This is a genomic window from Sphaerothrix gracilis Ecp01, assembly GCF_030405905.1.
Taxonomy (GTDB): Bacteria; Cyanobacteriota; Cyanobacteriia; order Phormidesmidales; family Phormidesmidaceae; genus Sphaerothrix; species Sphaerothrix gracilis.
In genome coordinates, this window is the sequence record NZ_JASATW010000022.1 from 1 (window position 1) to 18,804 (window position 18,804).

Annotated in this window: 15 protein-coding genes and 1 pseudogene; 11 read left to right on the forward strand and 5 right to left on the reverse strand. The window is 53.2% G+C overall.

All coding sequences use genetic code 11. From position 1 onward, the window contains the following. Positions 1-100: 100 nt before the first annotated feature. The 10 genes from QJQ48_RS20700 (at position 101) to QJQ48_RS20745 (ending at position 14,368) form a co-directional block, all read left to right on the forward strand. Entirely contained in the window at positions 101-676 is a 576-nt protein-coding gene (locus tag QJQ48_RS20700) for a hypothetical protein (protein ID WP_346293154.1), read from the forward strand. Beyond that, positions 676-1,479 (forward strand): hypothetical protein, encoded by an 804-nt coding sequence (locus QJQ48_RS20705; protein ID WP_346293155.1) that lies wholly within the window; start codon positions 676-678, stop codon positions 1,477-1,479. The genes QJQ48_RS20700 and QJQ48_RS20705 overlap by 1 nt, the downstream gene beginning before the upstream one ends. 28 nt (positions 1,480-1,507) lie before the next feature. Further along, a complete protein-coding gene (locus tag QJQ48_RS20710; RefSeq protein WP_346293156.1) occupies positions 1,508-2,149 on the forward strand; it encodes a hypothetical protein in 642 nt (213 codons plus the stop codon). A 63-nt stretch (positions 2,150-2,212) separates the two neighbouring features. Beyond that, positions 2,213-2,866 (forward strand): hypothetical protein, encoded by a 654-nt coding sequence (locus QJQ48_RS20715; RefSeq protein ID WP_346293157.1) that lies wholly within the window; start codon positions 2,213-2,215, stop codon positions 2,864-2,866. Continuing rightward, complete coding sequence (gene topA / locus QJQ48_RS20720) at positions 2,863-5,064, forward strand: type I DNA topoisomerase (RefSeq protein ID WP_346293158.1); 2,202 nt, start codon at positions 2,863-2,865, stop codon at positions 5,062-5,064. Before QJQ48_RS20715 ends, topA (QJQ48_RS20720) begins: the two co-directional genes overlap by 4 nt. A 33-nt stretch (positions 5,065-5,097) precedes the next feature. Next, positions 5,098-5,487 (forward strand): single-stranded DNA-binding protein, encoded by a 390-nt coding sequence (locus tag QJQ48_RS20725; protein ID WP_346293159.1) that lies wholly within the window; start codon positions 5,098-5,100, stop codon positions 5,485-5,487. Further along, positions 5,487-5,678: a hypothetical protein gene (locus QJQ48_RS20730; protein WP_346293160.1), complete on the forward strand. Its 192-nt coding sequence runs from the start codon at positions 5,487-5,489 to the stop codon at positions 5,676-5,678. The genes QJQ48_RS20725 and QJQ48_RS20730 overlap by 1 nt, the downstream gene beginning before the upstream one ends. Positions 5,679-5,685: 7 nt before the next feature. Next, entirely contained in the window at positions 5,686-13,131 is a 7,446-nt protein-coding gene (locus QJQ48_RS20735; protein WP_346293161.1) for a strawberry notch C-terminal domain-containing protein, read from the forward strand. A 6-nt stretch (positions 13,132-13,137) separates the two neighbouring features. Further along, entirely contained in the window at positions 13,138-13,413 is a 276-nt protein-coding gene (locus QJQ48_RS20740) for a hypothetical protein (RefSeq protein ID WP_346293162.1), read from the forward strand. 595 nt (positions 13,414-14,008) lie between these two features. Continuing rightward, positions 14,009-14,368 (forward strand): AbrB family transcriptional regulator, encoded by a 360-nt coding sequence (locus QJQ48_RS20745; RefSeq protein ID WP_346293163.1) that lies wholly within the window; start codon positions 14,009-14,011, stop codon positions 14,366-14,368. Positions 14,369-14,452: 84 nt separating this feature from the next. Here QJQ48_RS20745 and QJQ48_RS20750 read toward each other — a convergent pair whose 3' ends face one another. From QJQ48_RS20750 to QJQ48_RS20770, 5 genes and pseudogenes are all read right to left on the reverse strand, one after another. Further along, entirely contained in the window at positions 14,453-14,773 is a 321-nt protein-coding gene (locus QJQ48_RS20750; protein ID WP_346293164.1) for a hypothetical protein, read from the reverse strand. Continuing rightward, positions 14,773-14,997, reverse strand: a complete 225-nt coding sequence (locus QJQ48_RS20755) for a DUF433 domain-containing protein (protein WP_346293165.1) — start codon at positions 14,995-14,997, stop codon at positions 14,773-14,775. The genes QJQ48_RS20750 and QJQ48_RS20755 overlap by 1 nt, the downstream gene beginning before the upstream one ends. 53 nt (positions 14,998-15,050) lie before the next feature. Beyond that, positions 15,051-15,374, reverse strand: a complete 324-nt coding sequence (locus QJQ48_RS20760) for a hypothetical protein (RefSeq protein WP_346293166.1) — start codon at positions 15,372-15,374, stop codon at positions 15,051-15,053. A gap of 190 nt (positions 15,375-15,564) precedes the next feature. Next, the gene (locus QJQ48_RS20765) at positions 15,565-15,987 is read right to left on the reverse strand and encodes a hypothetical protein (RefSeq protein ID WP_346293167.1); all 423 of its coding nucleotides are present in this window, start codon (positions 15,985-15,987) and stop codon (positions 15,565-15,567) included. A 48-nt stretch (positions 15,988-16,035) separates the two neighbouring features. Then, positions 16,036-16,398 (reverse strand): annotated as a pseudogene (locus QJQ48_RS20770) (DUF1016 N-terminal domain-containing protein). A gap of 163 nt (positions 16,399-16,561) precedes the next feature. On the opposite strand from QJQ48_RS20770, the gene topA (QJQ48_RS20775) reads away from it, so the two are divergent. Continuing rightward, on the forward strand, positions 16,562-18,769 hold the full coding sequence (gene topA / locus QJQ48_RS20775) for a type I DNA topoisomerase (RefSeq protein ID WP_346293168.1): 2,208 nt from the start codon (positions 16,562-16,564) through the stop codon (positions 18,767-18,769). The last annotated feature ends 35 nt before the right edge of the window (positions 18,770-18,804 follow it).

An 18,804-nucleotide genomic window follows, 5' to 3' on the forward strand; every position in this document is an offset into this window, starting at 1 on the left:
TAGGAAGAGAGGAGTTTATAGATGCTTACAGTTCTATAGAGCTATTTCCTGAAGAAGTGAAAGCGATTGAGCAGCTAGGTGTGTCTTTGGAGCAAAACTAATGAGTCTTGACATTAACGAAAAGAACCAGAGATATCAGGAGAAAGAAGACATCGAGCTACCTGAATGGACAGGAAAGCTAGTGAAGTATTCCTATTTAGGCTTTGGCTTATTTCTATTGGTATCGTCTCTGTTTCTTTTAGGCTGTTCATCGGCTGGGGCTTCTGATGGCTTGAATTGGCAAAGTGCCACTTCAGTTATTTCAGAAGAAAGAGCCAGAGAAATTGTTGAAGAGAATTCATCCGAGTCAGCCGATATAGATGCCATTTTGGAAGCAATGCAAGTCTTTCAGTCAGATGAATTGCTGTTGGTTGATTTTAATTCCCCTTTATTAACGGGTCGCTTGGGCACATTGCATGTCATCTATGACAGCGAGGGTAATAGAATCTTCAATCGTTACTTGCCTTCCAGATTGCCTGGAGGGGTACCCACACTTCACTTCTCAGAGCGCACTAGCGACGGCTATCCTTGTTTGCTAATTAATGCTGAGCCGACTGAAACAGAGATTACTCAATACACGCTCTGCTATCAGGGCGCAGATTGGGTTGTTGTCAATGAAGCAGTTGTTAGTTACTAATGGCCTCTAGAGCTGATATCCATTTGCCTAGTGCTTTAGCCGATCTCACGAACGTTCAGCGTGAGCGGCTACGGCAAGGTGTTGATACCTTGACTCAGCAAGGCGTTAGCCCTGGTGATGCTTGGCAGGTCGTATCGACCCGGCAGCGGCAGGCTGACCTGCCAACCTACGCGCCAATGACTGACGAGCAGGAAACCTTAAATCGGGCTGCGCAGCAGCTAACAGGTCAGCAGTCAGGTATAGAGCGATCGCCTGCAATAGAGCTGTCCCCTCAGCTTTCCAGTACAGCGGCAGCTAACAGCGATAGCTCAGGTGATAGCGGTATCGAGCAGGTAGAGGAAGAGATAGCCCAGCTAGAGCAGTCGGAAGACCAGCAGCCGGTAGAGTCAGCGATCGCTTTTTCAGAGCCACCTAAGCGAGAAGCAGAAGCCAGTGGTGAAGCATCAGATGAAACAGCGAGTCAGGATGATATGGCTCAGGACATTCTAGGCAATGCCCGTCGTTTCTTAGATACAGCGATCGCCGCTGGGGTTATCGATGAGAGTTTGGACGAAGTTCGAGCCGTCAACGAGCGCTACATTGCCAGCCTTAGTCGAGCTGGTGTGGTGACGGTGAAGAATCAAGCAACCCAAAGTATTGCAGTTGGCGATGAGGCAGGTGGCGTAGAACGAGCCAGGGGCTTGACGCCTGCCGACCAAGAAGCCTGGCACAAGTACGGCCAGGTGAGTGTTGAGCAGCTACAGCAGCAGGAGCAACAGGAGCAGCGCCGCCAACAGCGGCCAGCTCCTGACCTAGAGCTGTAGTGAACTATCAAAAAAAGGAGGAAACCTCATGACTACGCAGCAGTTAGCGAGCCAATCTACCGTTCAAGCTAAGCCTCAAAAGAGCGGCAGGCTAAAGAACGGTGTTCGAGCCGGGTCTTTTGTGCGGATCTATAGGGAGCATGAAATGCGCTTTGCCAGAGTTCTGCATGTAGTGAGCAGACCCGGCATAGGGCCAAACGTGACGGTGCAGTATCTTGACGAGCTAGAGGGTGGGAATCAGGAAAAGGTTTTCGGCAATATTGTGCAGCCCGTGACACGGGGCTGGCTGGAAGACATGAAGGATCGCTTCGATGACATCAGGGATATCTTCGAGCCTTCAGTCAATGGGTCAATCAGCGCTCAAGCTGAGCCTGCTCAGAATAGCGGCAAGCTGAGGAACGGGGTGATTGTCGATTCTTTGGTACGTGTCTATGAAAATCATCAGATGCGCTTTGCCCGCGTTAAGAGAGTGGCTAAAATTCCAGTTCCGGCTAGGGCAAATGTGATGCTGCAATACCTTGATGGCGACCGCGAGGAAGATAAGGTTTTCGGCAGTATCGTACAGCCGATTACGCAAGGCTGGGTGGAGAATCTCAAGAGCCGCTTAGCCGAGCTAGAGTCACAGTTTCAGGCCCATAAAGCCACACAGGCCAAAGCCGCGCATAACTGAATGATGCTGATGAGCCGCACTCAGGCCGAGTGCGGCATGACTTGACGTGTTGGGTTCAAGCAGATGGCAGAACAATCAAGCGGAGAACAAGCCCGCCAATATGGTCGGATGCTCAACCAGCTCAAAGAGCAATACACCGATGAGATGGGCGCAGGTGGCGATACTGACTTAGCAGCAGCGGCAGCCAAAATCCGGGCTGGAGAACAGATTTATGGCAACGAGCCGTCTGACGGTCAGAAAAAGCTCCTTTTCGCAGCCGATAAGCAGCGTGAGCAGGGGCAAGTTGAGGTGACTGCAGAAGCCGAGAGTTCGAGCCAACCCTCACCGGATGAGCCAGCCACGGTAACGACATCAGCCGATGAGCCTAGCTCTCCGGCTGATCCCGTAGCGCAATCAGTAGCGCAATCGACCGAGCGCTTCATGGATGCGGCCAAAGCAGCAGGCAAAACTCAGACGGTAGGTAGCACGGATGTCATCGAAGGCAACACCTACTCAGCGACTCAAGCGGGTGATGTACGGGTGCTCCAGAACCAGGAGACAGGCGGCTCTTTGGTTACTCAGGCGGGTGAGGTACTCAAGGCTGAGGGAATAACGTCTGCAGACCAAGAGCGGATGAATCAGTCTGCCGAAAAGATGGAAGAGATCGCTGTTCAGCAGCAGGAAAACCAGCGCCAACAATTGCAACAAAAGCAGGATGAGTCAGGGCTAGAGCTATGAAATTACTTATTCTAGAATCGCCTTCTAAACGCAAAACGATTCAGGGTTTTCTGGGCCGCGATTGGCGGGTAGAGGCGAGCTTCGGTCACATCACGGAGCTGGCGAACGATGGCGAAGATAATCTAGGCTTTGCCATCACAAGGCAAGGCGTAGAGCCGCGCTATGTGCCCAGAGGTAAGCGAGGCAAACAGGTACTCTCTAAGCTGCGCAAGCTGGCAAAACAGTCAGAGCAGGTGTGCATTGCCACTGACCCCGACCGAGAAGGTGAATCAATCGGTTGGCATCTGGCTCAGCAGCTCCACTTACCAGAGAGCAAGCTGCGCCGGGTACGCTACTCGGAGATATCGGAGAAAGCCGTCACCCAGGCGATCGCCAACGCTGCCCAGTCACTAGACCAGGATTTAGCCGATGCGGCTAGAGCTAGGCAGGTCTTAGATAAGCTAGTGGGCTACAAGGTATCACCGCTGCTGTGGAACTCCAGCGGGGGTAAGAGTGCGGGCCGGGTACAGTCAGCGGCGCTGGCAATAGTTTGCCGTCGTGAGAAAGAGCGCCAGGACTTTACGCCAGAGCCGTACTGGTCAGTGTGGGTGCGCTATCAGGCAGGCTTCAAAGCCTACTTCCTGGGCACTGAGCAAGCTGAGGAGGGTGATGCAGCCGAAGCTGATGACGATGCCACAACTGCTGATGAGTTGCCCGCTGTCGAGGGGCGGCGAATCTGGCAAGAAGCGGATGCTGAGCGTCTGGTGAAGATCGCCCAAAAATCTGCCCATCAGGTGGTGTCGGTAGAGCAGCGTACCACTCATCGCAAGCCACCAGCTCCCTTTACGACTTCGACCTTGCAGCAGGCGGCAGGTAGCAAGCTAGGTTTTTCAACAGGTCAGGTGATGAGGGTGGCCCAACAGCTCTTTGAAGGCTTAGATCTGCCGCAGGGCCGTAAGTCTTTGATTACCTATCACCGCACTGATGCCCCAGTGCTCTCAAATGAGTTCAAGGCCACGGCTAAAGGGTGGTTAGAGGTGAATGATGCGGAGAACATACCGGAGCAGACAGCCTCATACCGGGCTAAGAAAGGGGCACAAGAGGCCCACGAAGCTATCCGTCCAACGTACTTAGACATTCATCCAGATAGCGTTCGTCAGGCGTTATCGGAAAAGCAGTATCAGCTCTATAGCCTAATCTGGCACCGAGCGATCGCCGCGTGCTGCCGTCATGCGCGGATTGCCAAAACTCGCATTGTGAGTGAGTCCGGTGGTGTGTACTGGGAGGCTAAGGGCCAGATAGTTGAATTTGAGGGCTATGCCCGCTACTGGAACAACCTCAAGGGTGATGAGGCATTACCAGAGATTAAAGAAGGTCAGGCACTAGAGCTGGCCCAGAGCAAGTCAGAGCGGCGTAAAACCTCACCGCCGCCGCGCTACAGTGAGGCCCAGCTCGTGCAGACTTTAGAAAAGCTGGGAGTAGGCAGACCGTCAACGTTTGCGGCTACGGTGCAGACGCTCAAGAGCCGTAAGTACGTGCATATTTCTAAGCGAAAACTTGCCCCTAGCAAGCTGGGGATGGAAACCTACCGGGTGCTAGCAGCCACCGTGCCCGACCTGCTCAGCAGCGACTTCACTGCCGAGATGGAAGCGGCTCTAGATGCGATCTCAGAGGGAGAGAAAGACTGGCAGCGATATCTGTGCCAGTGGAATAGCGAGTATTTTCAGCCCGCGCTGACAACAGCGCAGGTCGTTGTTCAAGAGGAATATGCCGATATGAATCAGCAAAATGCAAGCGAGCTAACTGATTTTCAATGCCCAGTCTGCAGCGGGCAACTCGAAACCTACTCTTATCAGAAGGATGGGCAACTCAAGACCTTATTGCGTTGCCACTGCGTCAACACTGAAGAGTTGCAAGAGCAGGCGAAAGATAAGTGCTCGGATGTAGCGTTTTTTGAGTCTAGAGGGGCTTGGTGGAGTCCCGAGTACGGGGAGCTAGGCGAGAGCAACATTCCAGACGATGAGCTAACAGAGGCTCCTTGTCCCATATGCCAGGGATCCCTGGAGAAGCATTTCTACCCAAAAGACGGAGCCATCAAATCGATGCTGCGTTGCCACGATAAGGGGCAAGCGAGCTGCCCAGAGGTAGCCTTCTTCGAGACCGATGAAGGCTACTGGAGTCCTGAGTATGGCGAATTGAACCAGGCCGTGACTGCCTAAATCACAAGTTGAAGTAGAACAGGAGAAAAGAGCATGAGTACCCGCAATCTTAACGTCCTAACCATCGCTGGAAACATTGCCGCCGAGCCGGAGATCAAATCGGTGACGACTCGCAGTGGCAAGGAGACTCAGGTAGCAGAAGTGACTATCTATGCCGAACAGCCGACGAGTGACGAGAGCTTCCGCATCCGTTTATCCATCTGGGAAAGCTCTAGCACCTGGGGCGTATTGCCGTACCTGAAGACCGGCAGCTTAATCACGGCTATCGGGCCAATGGGAGTGTCTCCTTACATTACGAGCACGGATAACTCTCCGCGTGCGGGTGTGCAAATGGAAGTGGATCGCATCGTGCTCAACATTGTCAATGATGACAGTGAGGATAGTGACCCGCAGCCGTCTGAGCCGGTCGAGGCAGCAGCGTAATGCATCCCTTTATCCAGAAACTCCTAGAACTGGAGCCGGAGATTTTGTCGTTCTACTGGAACGGGCGGCAGATTCTACGGATTGAAGACGGTGAGATTGTGTTAGAGCGCTCTGTTCGCCGCAGCTCAGGTCTTCTAACGGTTCACTTCGATGATGAACCGGCCCCTGTGTACTTCCAGGCAATTTCGTAGCTGAGCGATGGCTTTAAGCGAGGAGCAACAAGGTCAGCTTGTCAGTACGTTCCAGGAGCGTTTGCTCGCAGGCGATCGCTTTGAGAGTATCGTCCAGGCGCGGCAGGTGGCTTCTGAGGTGCTGGGAGAGCGCGTCACAAGCGGTAATGCTTTAGCTAAGGCGACCGAGGAAGCCATCGAGCAGGGGTTGGTCAGAGCGGGCTGTCAAATCGTTCAGCAAGGGCGATCATCGCCTGTTGAGACGTTTGAGCAACTGGTAGACCTCTACCAGCGACAGCCGCGCCTGGGTACCCGTTCATCGACCTCGATTCTGCGCCAGCAGTACAGCACGCCGATGCCGATTGCCTACCTGGGTTCACAGCTCGCTGGCATTGACAGCGAAACCAGCGTCTACGAGCCGACAGCCGGACATGGGGCGCTGTTACTAGAAACCAATCCAGAGAAGGCAATGGTGAATGAGCTGGATGATAACCGAGCGGCTGACCTGCGGCGACAGGGCTACCGCGTTACTCAGAACGATGCGACCAGCTACCGCCCAGAGCCGCGCAGTCAGGATGTGGTGATTGCGAATCCGCCCTTTGGTCGTCGTCGCAAAGAGGGTAGAGCTGAGCGCTTCACCATTGGCGCAGAGGCGACCCCTATCAACAGCTCACAGCTAGATCATGTCATTGCCTGGCGATCGCTTGAGGCGATGAAAGACGATGGCAGCGCGGTGCTAATTATTGGCGGAGAGAAGGGTTCAGAAGCCCATCGCTCGGACGAATACAACACGCAGCAGAACCGAGGCTTCTACAAAAATCTCTACGACAACTACAACGTCACTGACCACTTCACAGTGGAGGGTTCTCTCTACAATCGCCAAGGAGCCGGTTTTCCGATTGATGTGATTCAGATTGAGGGGCGCGGTAAGTCGCAGCGGCGTCTGCCAGCAGCCGATGTGCCCCGGCTGTATCAGAGCTACGCAGAACTCAAGGAGGTCTTAGATGCCAACGTTTCCGTATTACGAGAACCCACAGGGCTGGGAGCCGAGTCAGCAGATAGAGGCAGGAATTCTCTTGACGCGGCTGGACAGCTTCTTCGCGGTAATCGCCCCGGACAATCAGAGCGAGATAGGCAGCTATCAGGAGTACAAGCGTCTGCTAGCCGATCGCCTAACGTGGATGATCCGGCAGTGGGCCGAGGATTTGCAGGAGCCGCTGGAGGCCGTTTATCAGATGATCCGGCAACGGCTGATAGCCGACCGGGTGCCGGACTTCGGGATGCCGCGCCCAGGGCAAGAGACGCCGGAGAACTGGGCAACGGCAATCACCGAGAGTCCCTGGCTGAGGACGATTTGGAATCAGGAGATAGACCCGGAGTATCCGCTGGTGCTGGCAAAGGACTCAGAAGCGAGCGAGACGGTTCAGTATCAGAACCTGGAAGAGTGGCTAATCTTCTTCGGCAAACAGGATTAGAGAAAACCGCAATAGAGCAGGAGGAAACAGCGATGGCAGAGCCAAAGAAAGAGCAGCTAAGCGGCCAGGTGCCCTACAAACCGCGCAGTAAAGGGCAAAGCCTAGAAACGCTGATTCCCCGGAACCTCTCCAGCGCAGTGCAAACGGCTCTAGACAATCTTGAAGGCCGGGTGGGAGACATCGATGAGTATGCTGCCCGCAAGCTGAACTATCCCTCTGTCGAGTCCATGCATGAGGTGCTGGCAGCAGAGCAGGTCGATGGGGTGGCGCTGGCGATCGATAATCTAGAGCATGGTGACGGTTCGCTGGTGGGTGACCAGACGGGTGTAGGCAAAGGTCGGCAGATGGCGGCGATGCTGCGCTATGCCAAAGAGACAGATCGCACCCCTGTTTTCGTCACCCGTGATTCAGGTTTATACGCGGATATGATTCGTGACCTGGATGATATCGGTGTCAAGGACTTTAAGCCTTTTATCACTAATAGCAAAGAAACAGTCCCGCTACCTGATGGTCGCACGTTGAAGACATCGCCCAATAGCCATGCGGCTGAACTAGATCGCTTGATTCAGCAAGGGGGGCTGTCACCGGAGGATGAGTACGACGGTGTATTTACCACCTACTCACAAATGCAGACAGTGCAGGGCAAGAACACGCCGCGCCGCGAGTTTCTGGAGATGATAGCGCCGCAGTCAATCATCGTGATGGATGAGGCCCATGAAGCGGGCGGTAGTGCTCAGGGGCAGTGGAAAAAAGTGGGCCAGCCACCCAACCGGGCTGAGTTTGCTCGTGATCTGGTGGATAAGGCAGATGGCGTCACCTTCTCATCAGCCACGGCTGTCAAACGGCCTGACGTGATGGATCTCTACGGTCGCCGCTCTGGGATGCGCGATGCCCTCGGTTCAGTCGAAGCTTTGCAGGGGGCACTGGAAAAAGGCGGCATCCCCTTGCAGCAGGCATCAACCAATACGCTCGCTGAAGATGGTTTCTACATTCGTCGGGAGCGCACCTATGAAGGGGTTGATTTTGGCATCGACACGGTAGCGGTCGATAGAGACTCGACTGACCGCCTGGGTCAGATTATGGGCAAGATTCTGGAGTTTGACCGCCACAAGCAAGATGCGCTGAAGGATTTGGACAAGTCTCTCAAAGCTGATGCCAAGAAGGTCGGCAAAGACACTTCTATCGGTAAAGCCGGTGCATCATCGGTCAATTTCACCGCGCTGATGCACAACGTCATCGATCAATCCCTCTTAGCGCGAAAAGCAGATCAGATGGCCGATGAAGCGATCGCCTCTCTAGAGCAAGGTGAAAAGCCGATTCTGACAGTCTCTAACACGATGGGCAGCTTCATCGAGAACTACGCCGATGAGAACGATATTGCCCCTGGGGATGAGTTTACGGCTGACTTCAGCGATATCCTGACGCGCTACCTGGAACGCAGCCGGGATGTACTGGAGAAAGACTATGACGGCACCACCACCCGCAGACCGCTCAGTGATGCCGAGTTGGGGCCGGATGCGGTCGCGGCCTTTGAAGCAGCAGAAGCGTTGATTGAGGAAACCGAGCTAGATTTCCCCGTCTCCCCTATCGACCACATCAAGCAGCGGGTAGAAGATGCGGGCTACAGCATGGGGGAGATTACGGGCCGCAAAGCGCGGCTTGAGTACGATAGTGACGGCAACGCCACGTACAGGCGGCGTAGTGGCCGGGAGACGAGCAAAGCGGGCAAGGTCAGAGCGACAGATCGCTTTAACAGCGGTAAGAGCGATGTGATTCTGCTCAATCGCTCTGGGGCCACGGGTATCTCACTCCATGCTTCTGAAAAATTTGCCGACCAACGCCGCCGTCACATGATTGTGGGTCAAGCTGAGCGCAACATCAATGACTTCATGCAGACCTTGGGCCGTGCCCATCGCACCGGCCAGGTCGTGCCGCCACGCATCACGCTGCTAATGGGGGATACCCCAGACGAAAAGCGGCCAGCCGCGCTGCTAGAGAAGAAGATGGCTTCGCTCAACGCCAACACGACCGCCGATAAGAATGCGGGTTTTGACACCTCCGAAATTCCTGACTTCTTCAACCGCTACGGCGATGCGGTCGCTGAGCAGATCCTCAGCGAGTATCCCGAAATCAATGAAAAGCTAGATTATCCAATCAAGGTTTCTTCAGAAGGTGCGGGTGACTTAGAGAGTGTTGAGGAGGGAGCGATCGCCAAGGTGACCGGACGCTTACCGCTGCTGCCAATTGATGAGCAGGAATCCTTTTACAAGCTACTGGAGGAAGAATACAGCTCATTTGTGGAGCAGCAGAAAGCGCTGGGCAATAACCCACTGGAAGCCGAAGCAGTAGACCTCGATGCTCGCTCTTTGGCTCAGGCTGAAATTGTGCCGCCCAAGGATGGGCGTTCAGCCTTCAGTAAGGGCGTTCAGGTCGAAGTGATGGATGTCAAGTCTCAGAGCAGGCCGAAGACGCAGCTAGAGGTGATTAATGAGGTGCGCGGCAAGCTGGACTTGGAGCCGGTTGAGTCAGTCGAAGACCATGATTTTGAGGCCGTCGATGAGCGTTCTCAGGCGTTTTCCAGCAACCTGCTAGAGCAAGCAGACAAAGCAGCAGAGAAGTATATGGAGCAGCAGCGGGCCAAGATTGGGCAACGCTACCAAGACCCGGAGAAGCGCCAAGCGGCCTTTGATAAAGAAACCAAGCGGGTTGAGAAACAGAAAACCCAGCTCACCCAGTTCAAGCGCTACCGCCTGGGCCAAACGGTCAGATTAGCCACCGATAACGGTCGCATCTTCTATGGAGCAGTGAGTGATATCAGCAAGCGGGGCCGCTCTCTAGAGGCGATGCTGTATGGTTCAGATGAGTCTCAAAACAGCTTTGGTGACTCGAATCCGGTGGCGGCTTCCAAGTGGCAGATGAGCGTTTCGATTGCCGATTCAAACCGGGAGGTGCCGATACCGCTCTCCAAGCTCAACAGCGACCGGATGGGGTCAGTTGATGTAACCGCTGTTGAAAAGACGATGACGGGCAAAGAGGTGATGCCCCAATTTGATGAGCGTCAGTCAGGCGAGCGGGAAGTGAGGCAAGCGCTGACCGGCAACTTGCTGAGAGCCGCTGAGCAGTACGGCAACAAGGGCAGCATCATCAACGCCACTAAGTCAGGCGGTGAGATTGAGCCGATGCTGCTCTTGCCCAAGGGCTACGATATGGAGCGTGAGCTGTCTGAAACGCCAGTTGAGCTACCAGCGCCGCACAACGTGCGTCAGTTCATGGAAATCACAAGTGGTGAGGGCATCGTCAAAACCGCTGACGAGCAGATGACGCTTAAACAGCAGGAGGGTGATTATGTGCTGCAAACAGGTAAGAAGCAGAAAGGCATCATCCTTGATGAAGGATTGATAGAGGCGATGGGTGATGAGTTCTATTCGATTAGCGATCGGATGGAAGCGAAGTTCTCAGCCGACCAGCTAGAGGATGTCGTCAGCTACATTCAGAACGGTCGTAATGAGCGTCTAGAAGCAGTTACGCATTTAGAGCAGGCACGAGAGCTAGTCGGTGAAAAGATTCCTGAGTTCACCTGGTCAGATTCAGTAGAGGATGTAGTTGAAAAGGCAGGTCTACCGCCATCTGTAGACCTAGCAAATTTAGATAATTTCCGCGATCGCCTAGAAGCGGCTTTTCAGGAGCCAGAGGAAACCAACAGCGAGTCAGAGGCTTTAGATGAGCCGGTAGCAGGTGACGAGATAGCGGGCGATCGCCCAGCCGAATTGTCTCCTGATTCAGTACCGGAGCCTGACGAAGCGGAGCCGGAATCAGAACCTAACAAAGTGGAGCAAGCTGAGCCAGAGTCACTAGCCGTTGACGATACGGCAGGTTCGCAGCCAGAACCAGAGCAGCCCCAGACAGAAACTACGAAAACAGCGCCAGAACAGCGTGACTCAGCCGAGTTAGAGGCCAAGGTTGAAGAGGTGAAAGCAGCGGTTGAGCAGGGAACAAAGTTCAATTTCCAGATTGATCCAGGATTTGACGCTGAGGCAGATGAGCTATATACCAGCCTGACTACTGATGAAGAGGGCCGGGAAAACTTTGAGTTATTCGACTCCGATGATATTCGCATCGAGGGCGACCAAGTTCAGGTAGAAGTGGGTTACGATGCGTCGGGTGAGACCCTGGAGTATGTGTGGATTGATGTTCCAGACTTTGCAGAGCAAGCCGATAAAACACTCAGTCAACGGCGACGGTCAGAATTGGAACTGAATGAGTCAACTGAGTCAGCGGATGCTGATTTAGCGAGTCTTGAGGGCAAGGTTGAGGAAGTTAGAGAAGCTGTCAGCCAGGGAAGAGGGTTAAGCTTTCAGGTCGATCCAGGCTTTAATGCAGAGGCTGATGCACTAGATACCAGTGTGACTGATGGCGAATATGAGCTATTTCTGCCAGATGACATCCGCATCGAGGGAGATCGCGTACAGGTGCAAGTCGGCTATGACGTATCTGGAGAAGGCGATTCCCCTCAGGATGTGTGGGTGGATGTGCCAGATTTTGCCGAGCAAGCCGATAGAGCGCTGCAAGGGCAGGAGCCAGAATTTAGCGTCAGCGGTTACAGAGACGAACTGGAAGCATTGACAGAGAGCAGCCAGCAAGAGGATGCACAGCCTATGCGCTCTCCGGGAAAGACAAAACCAGTACAACCGGAACCCGAAGCAGCAGTGCCGCCAGAATCAGAGGAAACTCCTCGTATCGGTGGGTGGAAGCAGCAGCGAGGTAAGGCCGAGAAACAGGTCGGTAAGTTTCTCGAAGAAGCTGGCCTTTCTGAGGCAGTGATGGCCGATGAAGAGTTTTATCTCAAGGTCGAGAACGAGCCATACATTCCGCTGAACATTGAGCGCCATGATGACCAGCTCCTGCTGTATCACACGCTGGTTGAGAACGGGGATGCTTTTATCGATTCAGAGATGGTCTTCAACCTGTCAGATGAGGGCAGCTTGAGTTTAGCTGAGACTGCTGTAAGCGGGCCTTTTGGTGAGGCGCGAAACCGAGATCGCTCGTTTGCAGGCATCTTTGCTCAGAACATTAGGGAGCAGGGCTTTGCAGCAGCGGCTAGGGCCATGCAGCAGCCGGATCCAGAGGCAGAAGTCGTTGCTGCACCAGAACAGACTACTTCAGAGACTACGAGTCAAGAACTAACTGAGCCGGAGCCACCGCCGGGAGAGGCCAGTGAACTGGTTACTGAAGCTGAAGCCTTTGACTATCAGCAAACGCTGGCGCAACTGCGCTCCGATGCCCAAGCCCTGCCAGAGGCCCAGCGTGAAAACCTGATGAGCGCGATCGCCGCTGTTGAGCAGGAGATGAGTCAGCCAACCGGGGCCAAAGCTGAGTCAGTCGAAGAAGAAGTCCCGGCCAGTGAGTTTGTCCAGGAAGCGATCGCCAGTGCTGATGAGCTGCTGGATGAGGAGATGGCTGAATTACTCGATGACTCGGAAGCAGTTACAGTCGAGGAACTGCGTGACTGGTATAAGTCAGCGAGAGCCTTGGGCCGCTCTGAAGAGGATTTAGAGCAGATTACGCAGCTCGGTAAAGCCGTCAAAACCGGAGAAGTGAACAGCTTGCATCAGACAGCAGCCAAACAGATGCGAAGCGACCGCGCTGAATTTGATGCTCAGGCCGGGCTGGGCCAGGTTGTTGCGGCTAATGCGCGGCGTTTTGTTCAGTCTGCTTTACAGGTGGGCTTAGCTCATCAAGACCAGGAGGGCACTCTTCAAGCTGATGGCAGAATCTATCAGGTCAAGCAGAAAGATAGCCTGATTAGCGTCACCAACAAACGAACCGGCGGTGGTGTGGTTGCTGATGGCAACGAAATTCTCAAGGTGTCAGATTTGACTGAAGGCGATCGCCGCCGCTGGATGAAGTTGGGGGCCAAGTCACCGCAAGAATTGAGGGGACAACCGCCTCAAGCGCCATCAAGAAACCGCGAACAAGACAAAGGTATGGAGCTGGGATAGTGATTGATGAACGATAAAACTTTTCTGCTGGCGTTAGTTGTGATTGCGGTAGTTTATGCAACATTACCGCTGCTTTTACCTGTAAGCGAAAATCATTCTTTTACTTTCGACTTAGGTGAGATTGTCTGCATGGCAATTTCGCTAGCTTATCTATATGAAGCCGTTAATACTAAGCGCGGCATTAGGCCGCGTGAATTGAAAAGGATGTTTAGGAACCGCTGCATCATTTATGCTGCAGCTGGGATTGCTCTAAAGGTTCTAGGCAGCTTTAGTTTCGCCTAAGATTGAAAGCTTTCAATCCAGTTGATCACAACTCTGGAAAACCAAAAGGCAAAGGCTGCACCTGATACAGTCAGAGCGATTGGCACTCTACTTCTGCGTCCTTGATAATAAGCATAGGCTGCATAGATAGCGAATCCAATAGCAATCAGTTTGACCAGTATCATGCTGTGGTTGAGGAATCTATATCTCTTTCAATAATTATAGTTAAAATCCTTATTATTTAAGAATAAAGTTATTAGAGAAATCTAAGATGATGCGTATACTATATCGATACAGCTATTTGAGCTAAGCACAAGGTTATTGCTAGATACATCAAAAAACAAAACATTTGTTATGGACAATGTTTTTGACCAGCAATTTCTAGATGCTATGCTAGTAATCTTTCTGTCTTATACGCGGGTGTTATAGCCTATGCCTCGTTATCAGAATCGGAGCCAAACAGCGTTTGAGCCAGCGTATCCTCAACCCCAATCTTATTCCAGGGAACTTGAGCGGCGTCTGCGGTAGTGTCAGGGTGATAGCCTAGCTGCCCTAAAGGATAAGGTAAAGCTAGAACAGTCGATGTATTTGAGTATTACCCGAAATTGGAGCGAGAATGACGAGGCAATCTAAACCATTGACCGGCAAAGCGCTGCTACAGAAAGCGCAAGAACTTTCCCACCTTTCCAGACGCGAAATTGCTCAGGCTTGTGGCTACACCAGCCAGACCAAAAGCGATCGCGTGCGGGTGAATTTTGAGTCATTCTACGAAGCACTGCTGGCAGCCAAAGGGCTCAATCTAGGGCCGAAGTCAGATGGCCGAGGCCGAGAAGCAACGTACCGCCTGACGGTGCATCAGAACGGTCAGATTGTGATTGGTTCTGCCTACACGCAGGAACTGAAGCTGAAGCCGGGTGATGAGTTCGATCTGAAGCTGGGCTACAAGCACATCCATCTTAAACAGATTGAGGAATAAGAGATTCAGTTCCAGCTTGCTGAGACAGCTGTTGTTATCTACTGCTAAACTGTCTGCCTAATCGAGCGCTATCTGGAAAGAAGGCTATTCAATTGTGATTTCTTGGTAGCTTCCTGGCTGAATGGCATCAATCACCGCTTGAATACGGACAGTTTGCTGTTTGATTCGTGGCCATGAGGTAGACATCAAGACAGCGATAGCAATTTTACAATTGGTCAGGTTTTGTTCATAGCGGAGATTGCGATCGGTGGTGATCAAAAGCTCATATCCTTCTTGCTCAGCTTTGGTGAGCAAATTACCGTTGGAGAGTTTGCCCCAACCGCGTTCATAAGCGGTATCGACTGTATGGCTAGTTAGATAGCGACGCAGCGGCACAGGTGTTCCCTGATCAAAGAGAATCTTCATCAACTAGCGGTTTGCTCTAACAAAGTCAGTTCATAGTCTAAAAGCGCTTCTACTTGGGAACGGGTTACTCCTGGAAACCATTCCAAAAACTGATCAATGGAAGCTCCATCTTTGAGATTCTCGAACAGAGCGGATACTGGAACGCGGGTGCCTTTGAAGACCCAGGCTCCGCTGACCTTATCGGGATGGCGCTCTAGCATATCCAACGAGTTGGCATTATCCATTGACTTGACCCCTTTGACATTTTTGAGGAGTTTCTACTAGGGATTGAGCAAAGTTAAGCGGCGATCGCGGTTGGCAGCGCATCGAGACCTGGAAGTTGATTGCCTTGAGCGATGAACTGCTCAACGAGCTGACGTTCTTCGGTGTAGTTATCGCGGTAGATTTGCTCAAGGCCGGAGCGGATTAGCTCTACGATGCCTGGGAAGGTCATCATGGCTTCGATGACCTGCTGGCCGTAGTGCTGTCGAATGGGATCATTGGGATCATAGTCAGCCGAAACCATGAAGCCAACAATTTCATAGGGTTCGAGATGAGCTTGAGCGATGGCCTGAGCAAGCAACCAAATTGCGGCAGCTTCCCAAGTAGAGCGTCGACGCAAGTCGCCAAAACGTTGGCGGACTTCAGATTTGAAAGCGGCATTTGTGAAGGGGAACTGCTTAGCTTCTGATTCTGAGACTTCATGAGCATAGGGTAGAGGATTATAAACACCTCTAGAGCAGCAGATGGTCTCCCAACTACCGTAAGCTTCTTGCCTAAGGGACTGAAGTTTTAGCATGGCTCTATTGTACCTATCTGTTCCACGGAAAGATGCCTTTGGCGCGATGGAAACCTTGCTTAGAAGCTCTGAGTATCTGCTCATGTCCTTGAGCATTCTTTTCGAGAATGGCATAGAAAGCTGCAATGTTGCCTGCCATTAAAGCTTCCTGAGCGGATGTCGGTAGACGTTCGCGTTTGCTTTGAGGTACACCAAGAGCGTCATAGAGTTCGTCTGGTTCCTCACCAAGAAGAATGCGCAGTGCCTCAGCATTGACGAAGGCGTGAGTGCGTTTACGTCCACCACGCTGCTGGATAAGACTGTGCAGTCGTTCATAAGCTAGACGCTGAGAGGGGTCAGTATTGTCAATGACAATATCGGTTGATTCCGTTGGGCCGAGCAGATTGCCCTGAATGGCTTCAGAATTGTTGTTTCGGAAGTAGTCGAGAAAGCCCACTAGATACTCCTAGAATGATTTTGTATTGATTGATTTAGTTAGCTCAGCTCACTTCACTTTTATGAGGTTGTGACTCAAGAGAACTTGTGCTACAAGCTGTAGCACAAGTTGCTTTTTGGGTAGGCTGTGGCTAAAACTCCCTATGTATTCAAGATTGCGCGATGAGAAGCCTTTGATTGCACGAAATTCTTGTCTGAGTTCTTTGAAAAGACGGTCAATGACTTTGCTACCCTATCCTTCTTGCTGTTGTCGCATGAGAATTTCTTGGCCGATATGCCAATAAAGCAGCACCAGTTCTCGGTTAACGGCGATCGCCGCTTTGATTTGGGCTGAACGGATGCGGCTTTTTAGCTCGTTGAGCAAGGCGAAGTAGTTATCTTCATCCGGCAGCAGTGAGGTTTGTCGGGGCATAGAAAATGGCGATCGCTATCGACGCTATAACAGGCACTCAGTCAGTGTGAGGGAGCCATAAGAGTGTTGTTGCCTGACGATTGTACTGGATCTCTGGATTCTTAAATTCAAATGTACTATAGCAGTAGCGTAAAGTGAGGCTTTTGTAGTCAGAGGTGACGCTGTGAGCAATCTGTTGCTGATTGAAAGCCCCGGTAAAGTGAAAAAGCTGGGCCAAATTCTAGGAGCTGGCTGGGTGATCAAGGCGAGTATGGGCCACATTCGCGAGCTAACTAACGATGGTGAAGATGCCCTGGGCTTTGAGCTAGGCGCAACGGCCATTGAGTGCCGCTACCAGCCCCGCGATGCCCGCTCGAAGAAAGTGCTTTCTGAGCTGCGCCAGGCGGTCAAGCAAGCTGAGCGGGTTTATATCGCCACCGACCCCGACCGAGAAGGGGAAACGATTGGCTGGCACCTACAGCAAGCCCTGCGGCTACGGAACCCACAGCGTGTGGTCTACAGCGAGATTACCCCTCAAGCGGTGCGAGCGGCGATCGCCCGTCCCCGCTGCTTAGATGAACACCTCATTGCTGCAGGCCGGGCGCGTGACTGCCTCGATAAGCTGGTGGGCTACAAAGGTAGCCGTCATGTGGTCTGGCCGCTGAACAACGGGGCCAAGTCGATGGGGCGGGTGCAAAGTGCGACGCTACATCTGCTGTGCGATCGCGAGCGAGCGATTCAGACATTTGAGCCACAGGACTACTGGAGCGTTTGGGTGAGATACCAGGAAGGCTTCAAAGCGTTCTATCGCAGTCGCCCTCAGCCACAGCAAAGATCTCAGAAATCAGCTCAAGAGACAGCTGTCGCCAAGGGCCAAAGTGTAGCGCCAGAGTCAGAGCGAGTGACCTCAAAACAGCGGGCCGATGAACTAGTGGCGATCGCCCGCAGTCAGCCGCATCAGGTTGTGCAGATTGAAGGCAAACAGGTGCAGCAGTCACCGCCGCCGCCGTTTGTCACCTCGACCTTGCAGCAGGCGGCTGGGTCAAAGCTGCGTTTCAGCCCAGAGCAGACGATGAAAGTGGCACAGTCTCTCTACGAGAAAGGCCATATTACCTACATGCGTACCGACTCCGTAGCACTCTCAGCCCCTTTCTGCGAGTCGGTGCGGCAGTATCTGCAGCAGCATGACCCAGACAATTTGCCCTCCAAGCGTACCCGACACCGGGCAGTGAAAGGCGCGCAGGCAGCCCACGAAGCGATTCGTCCAACGGATGTCAGCCGCCTGCCAGAGGCTCTACAGCGAGAACTCCCGGCAGCAGACGCTAGTCTCTACGAACTGATTTGGTATCGAACTGTGGCCTCTCAGTGTGCCGCTGCTCGGCTGCGGAGAACGCGCGTGGTCACCCAGTCAGGTGAAGCCTACTGGGAAGCTAGAGGTCAGGTACTAGCGTTTGCGGGCTACACCTACTACTGGAACAACCTCAGCGCCGACACCGTGCTGCCAGCGCTCACTCAGGGTCAAACGCTTACGCTGCAGCAGGCCCAAGCTGATGCCAAGCAAACACAGCCCCCGCCGCGCTACAGCGAGCCGCAGCTCGTGAAGCTGATGGAGCAAAAAGGCATTGGTCGTCCCAGCACCTACGCGCCGACGATCAAAACGCTAAAGCAGCGGCAGTACCTTGAGCGAGTCAAAGGCAAGCTGACGCCGACCCCGCTAGGCTTGGAGCTAGATGCGGCGTTGGGCAAGTTACTGCCAGACCTCATTCAGCCGGAGTTCACCGCCCAGATGGAGACGGCCTTAGATGCGATCGCCGCTGGTGAGCAAGAGTGGCAGTCGTATCTGATTGGCTGGCACCAGAGCTACTTTGCCCCGGCGATCGCGCGAGCACAGCAGCAACTGCGATCGCTAGAGCTGCCAGCTAAGTCTTTGCCTGCTCCCTCACCTCCAGCGACGTCTCAGGCTTCTAAACCGCAGGTGAGTCAGATAAAGCCGAGTAATGCCAAGCCCAGCAAGACTCAGTGCCCTACCTGTAGTCAGCTTATGGACAAGATTCCCTCTCATTCCAAGAAGCTCAAAGCCAAGCACTTCCTCAAATGCGCTAGCTGCAGCACCGTGATGTTTTGGAACGGCAAGGCCAAACGCTACGAGCTGCCTTACGCGCAGCAGCAGGCTACTACGCCGGAGAACTTTACGGATTCTCCCTGCCCGGTCTGCGGCGCTTTGCTAGAGCGCTATCGCTACCAGAAGAACGGTCAGGCCAAGGTGATGCTGCGCTGTTCGCTGCTAGAGAATCGACGCGGTAAGTGCAAAGAAGTGGCTTTCTTTGAGAGCCGAGGCGAGTTTTGGTCACCGAAGTTTGGCACGCTGAAGCTGCCAGCACCTCAGGTTTAAAAGCTACGGTGCTGAAGAAGGTTTTGCAGACGAGG

Excerpts from the sequence above, each read along its gene's own strand:
- QJQ48_RS20700 (WP_346293154.1), top strand. The coding sequence starts at position 101 with ATGAGTCTTGACATTAACGAAAAGAACCAGAGATATCAGGAGAAAGAA.
- QJQ48_RS20705 (WP_346293155.1), top strand. The coding sequence starts at position 676 with ATGGCCTCTAGAGCTGATATCCATTTGCCTAGTGCTTTAGCCGATCTC.
- QJQ48_RS20710 (WP_346293156.1), top strand. The coding sequence starts at position 1,508 with ATGACTACGCAGCAGTTAGCGAGCCAATCTACCGTTCAAGCTAAGCCT.
- QJQ48_RS20715 (WP_346293157.1), top strand. The coding sequence starts at position 2,213 with ATGGCAGAACAATCAAGCGGAGAACAAGCCCGCCAATATGGTCGGATG.
- topA (WP_346293158.1), top strand. The coding sequence starts at position 2,863 with ATGAAATTACTTATTCTAGAATCGCCTTCTAAACGCAAAACGATTCAG.
- QJQ48_RS20725 (WP_346293159.1), top strand. The coding sequence starts at position 5,098 with ATGAGTACCCGCAATCTTAACGTCCTAACCATCGCTGGAAACATTGCC.
- QJQ48_RS20730 (WP_346293160.1), top strand. The coding sequence starts at position 5,487 with ATGCATCCCTTTATCCAGAAACTCCTAGAACTGGAGCCGGAGATTTTG.
- QJQ48_RS20735 (WP_346293161.1), top strand. The coding sequence starts at position 5,686 with ATGGCTTTAAGCGAGGAGCAACAAGGTCAGCTTGTCAGTACGTTCCAG.
- QJQ48_RS20740 (WP_346293162.1), top strand. The coding sequence starts at position 13,138 with ATGAACGATAAAACTTTTCTGCTGGCGTTAGTTGTGATTGCGGTAGTT.
- QJQ48_RS20745 (WP_346293163.1), top strand. The coding sequence starts at position 14,009 with ATGACGAGGCAATCTAAACCATTGACCGGCAAAGCGCTGCTACAGAAA.
- QJQ48_RS20750 (WP_346293164.1), bottom strand. The coding sequence starts at position 14,773 with ATGAAGATTCTCTTTGATCAGGGAACACCTGTGCCGCTGCGTCGCTAT.
- QJQ48_RS20755 (WP_346293165.1), bottom strand. The coding sequence starts at position 14,997 with ATGGATAATGCCAACTCGTTGGATATGCTAGAGCGCCATCCCGATAAG.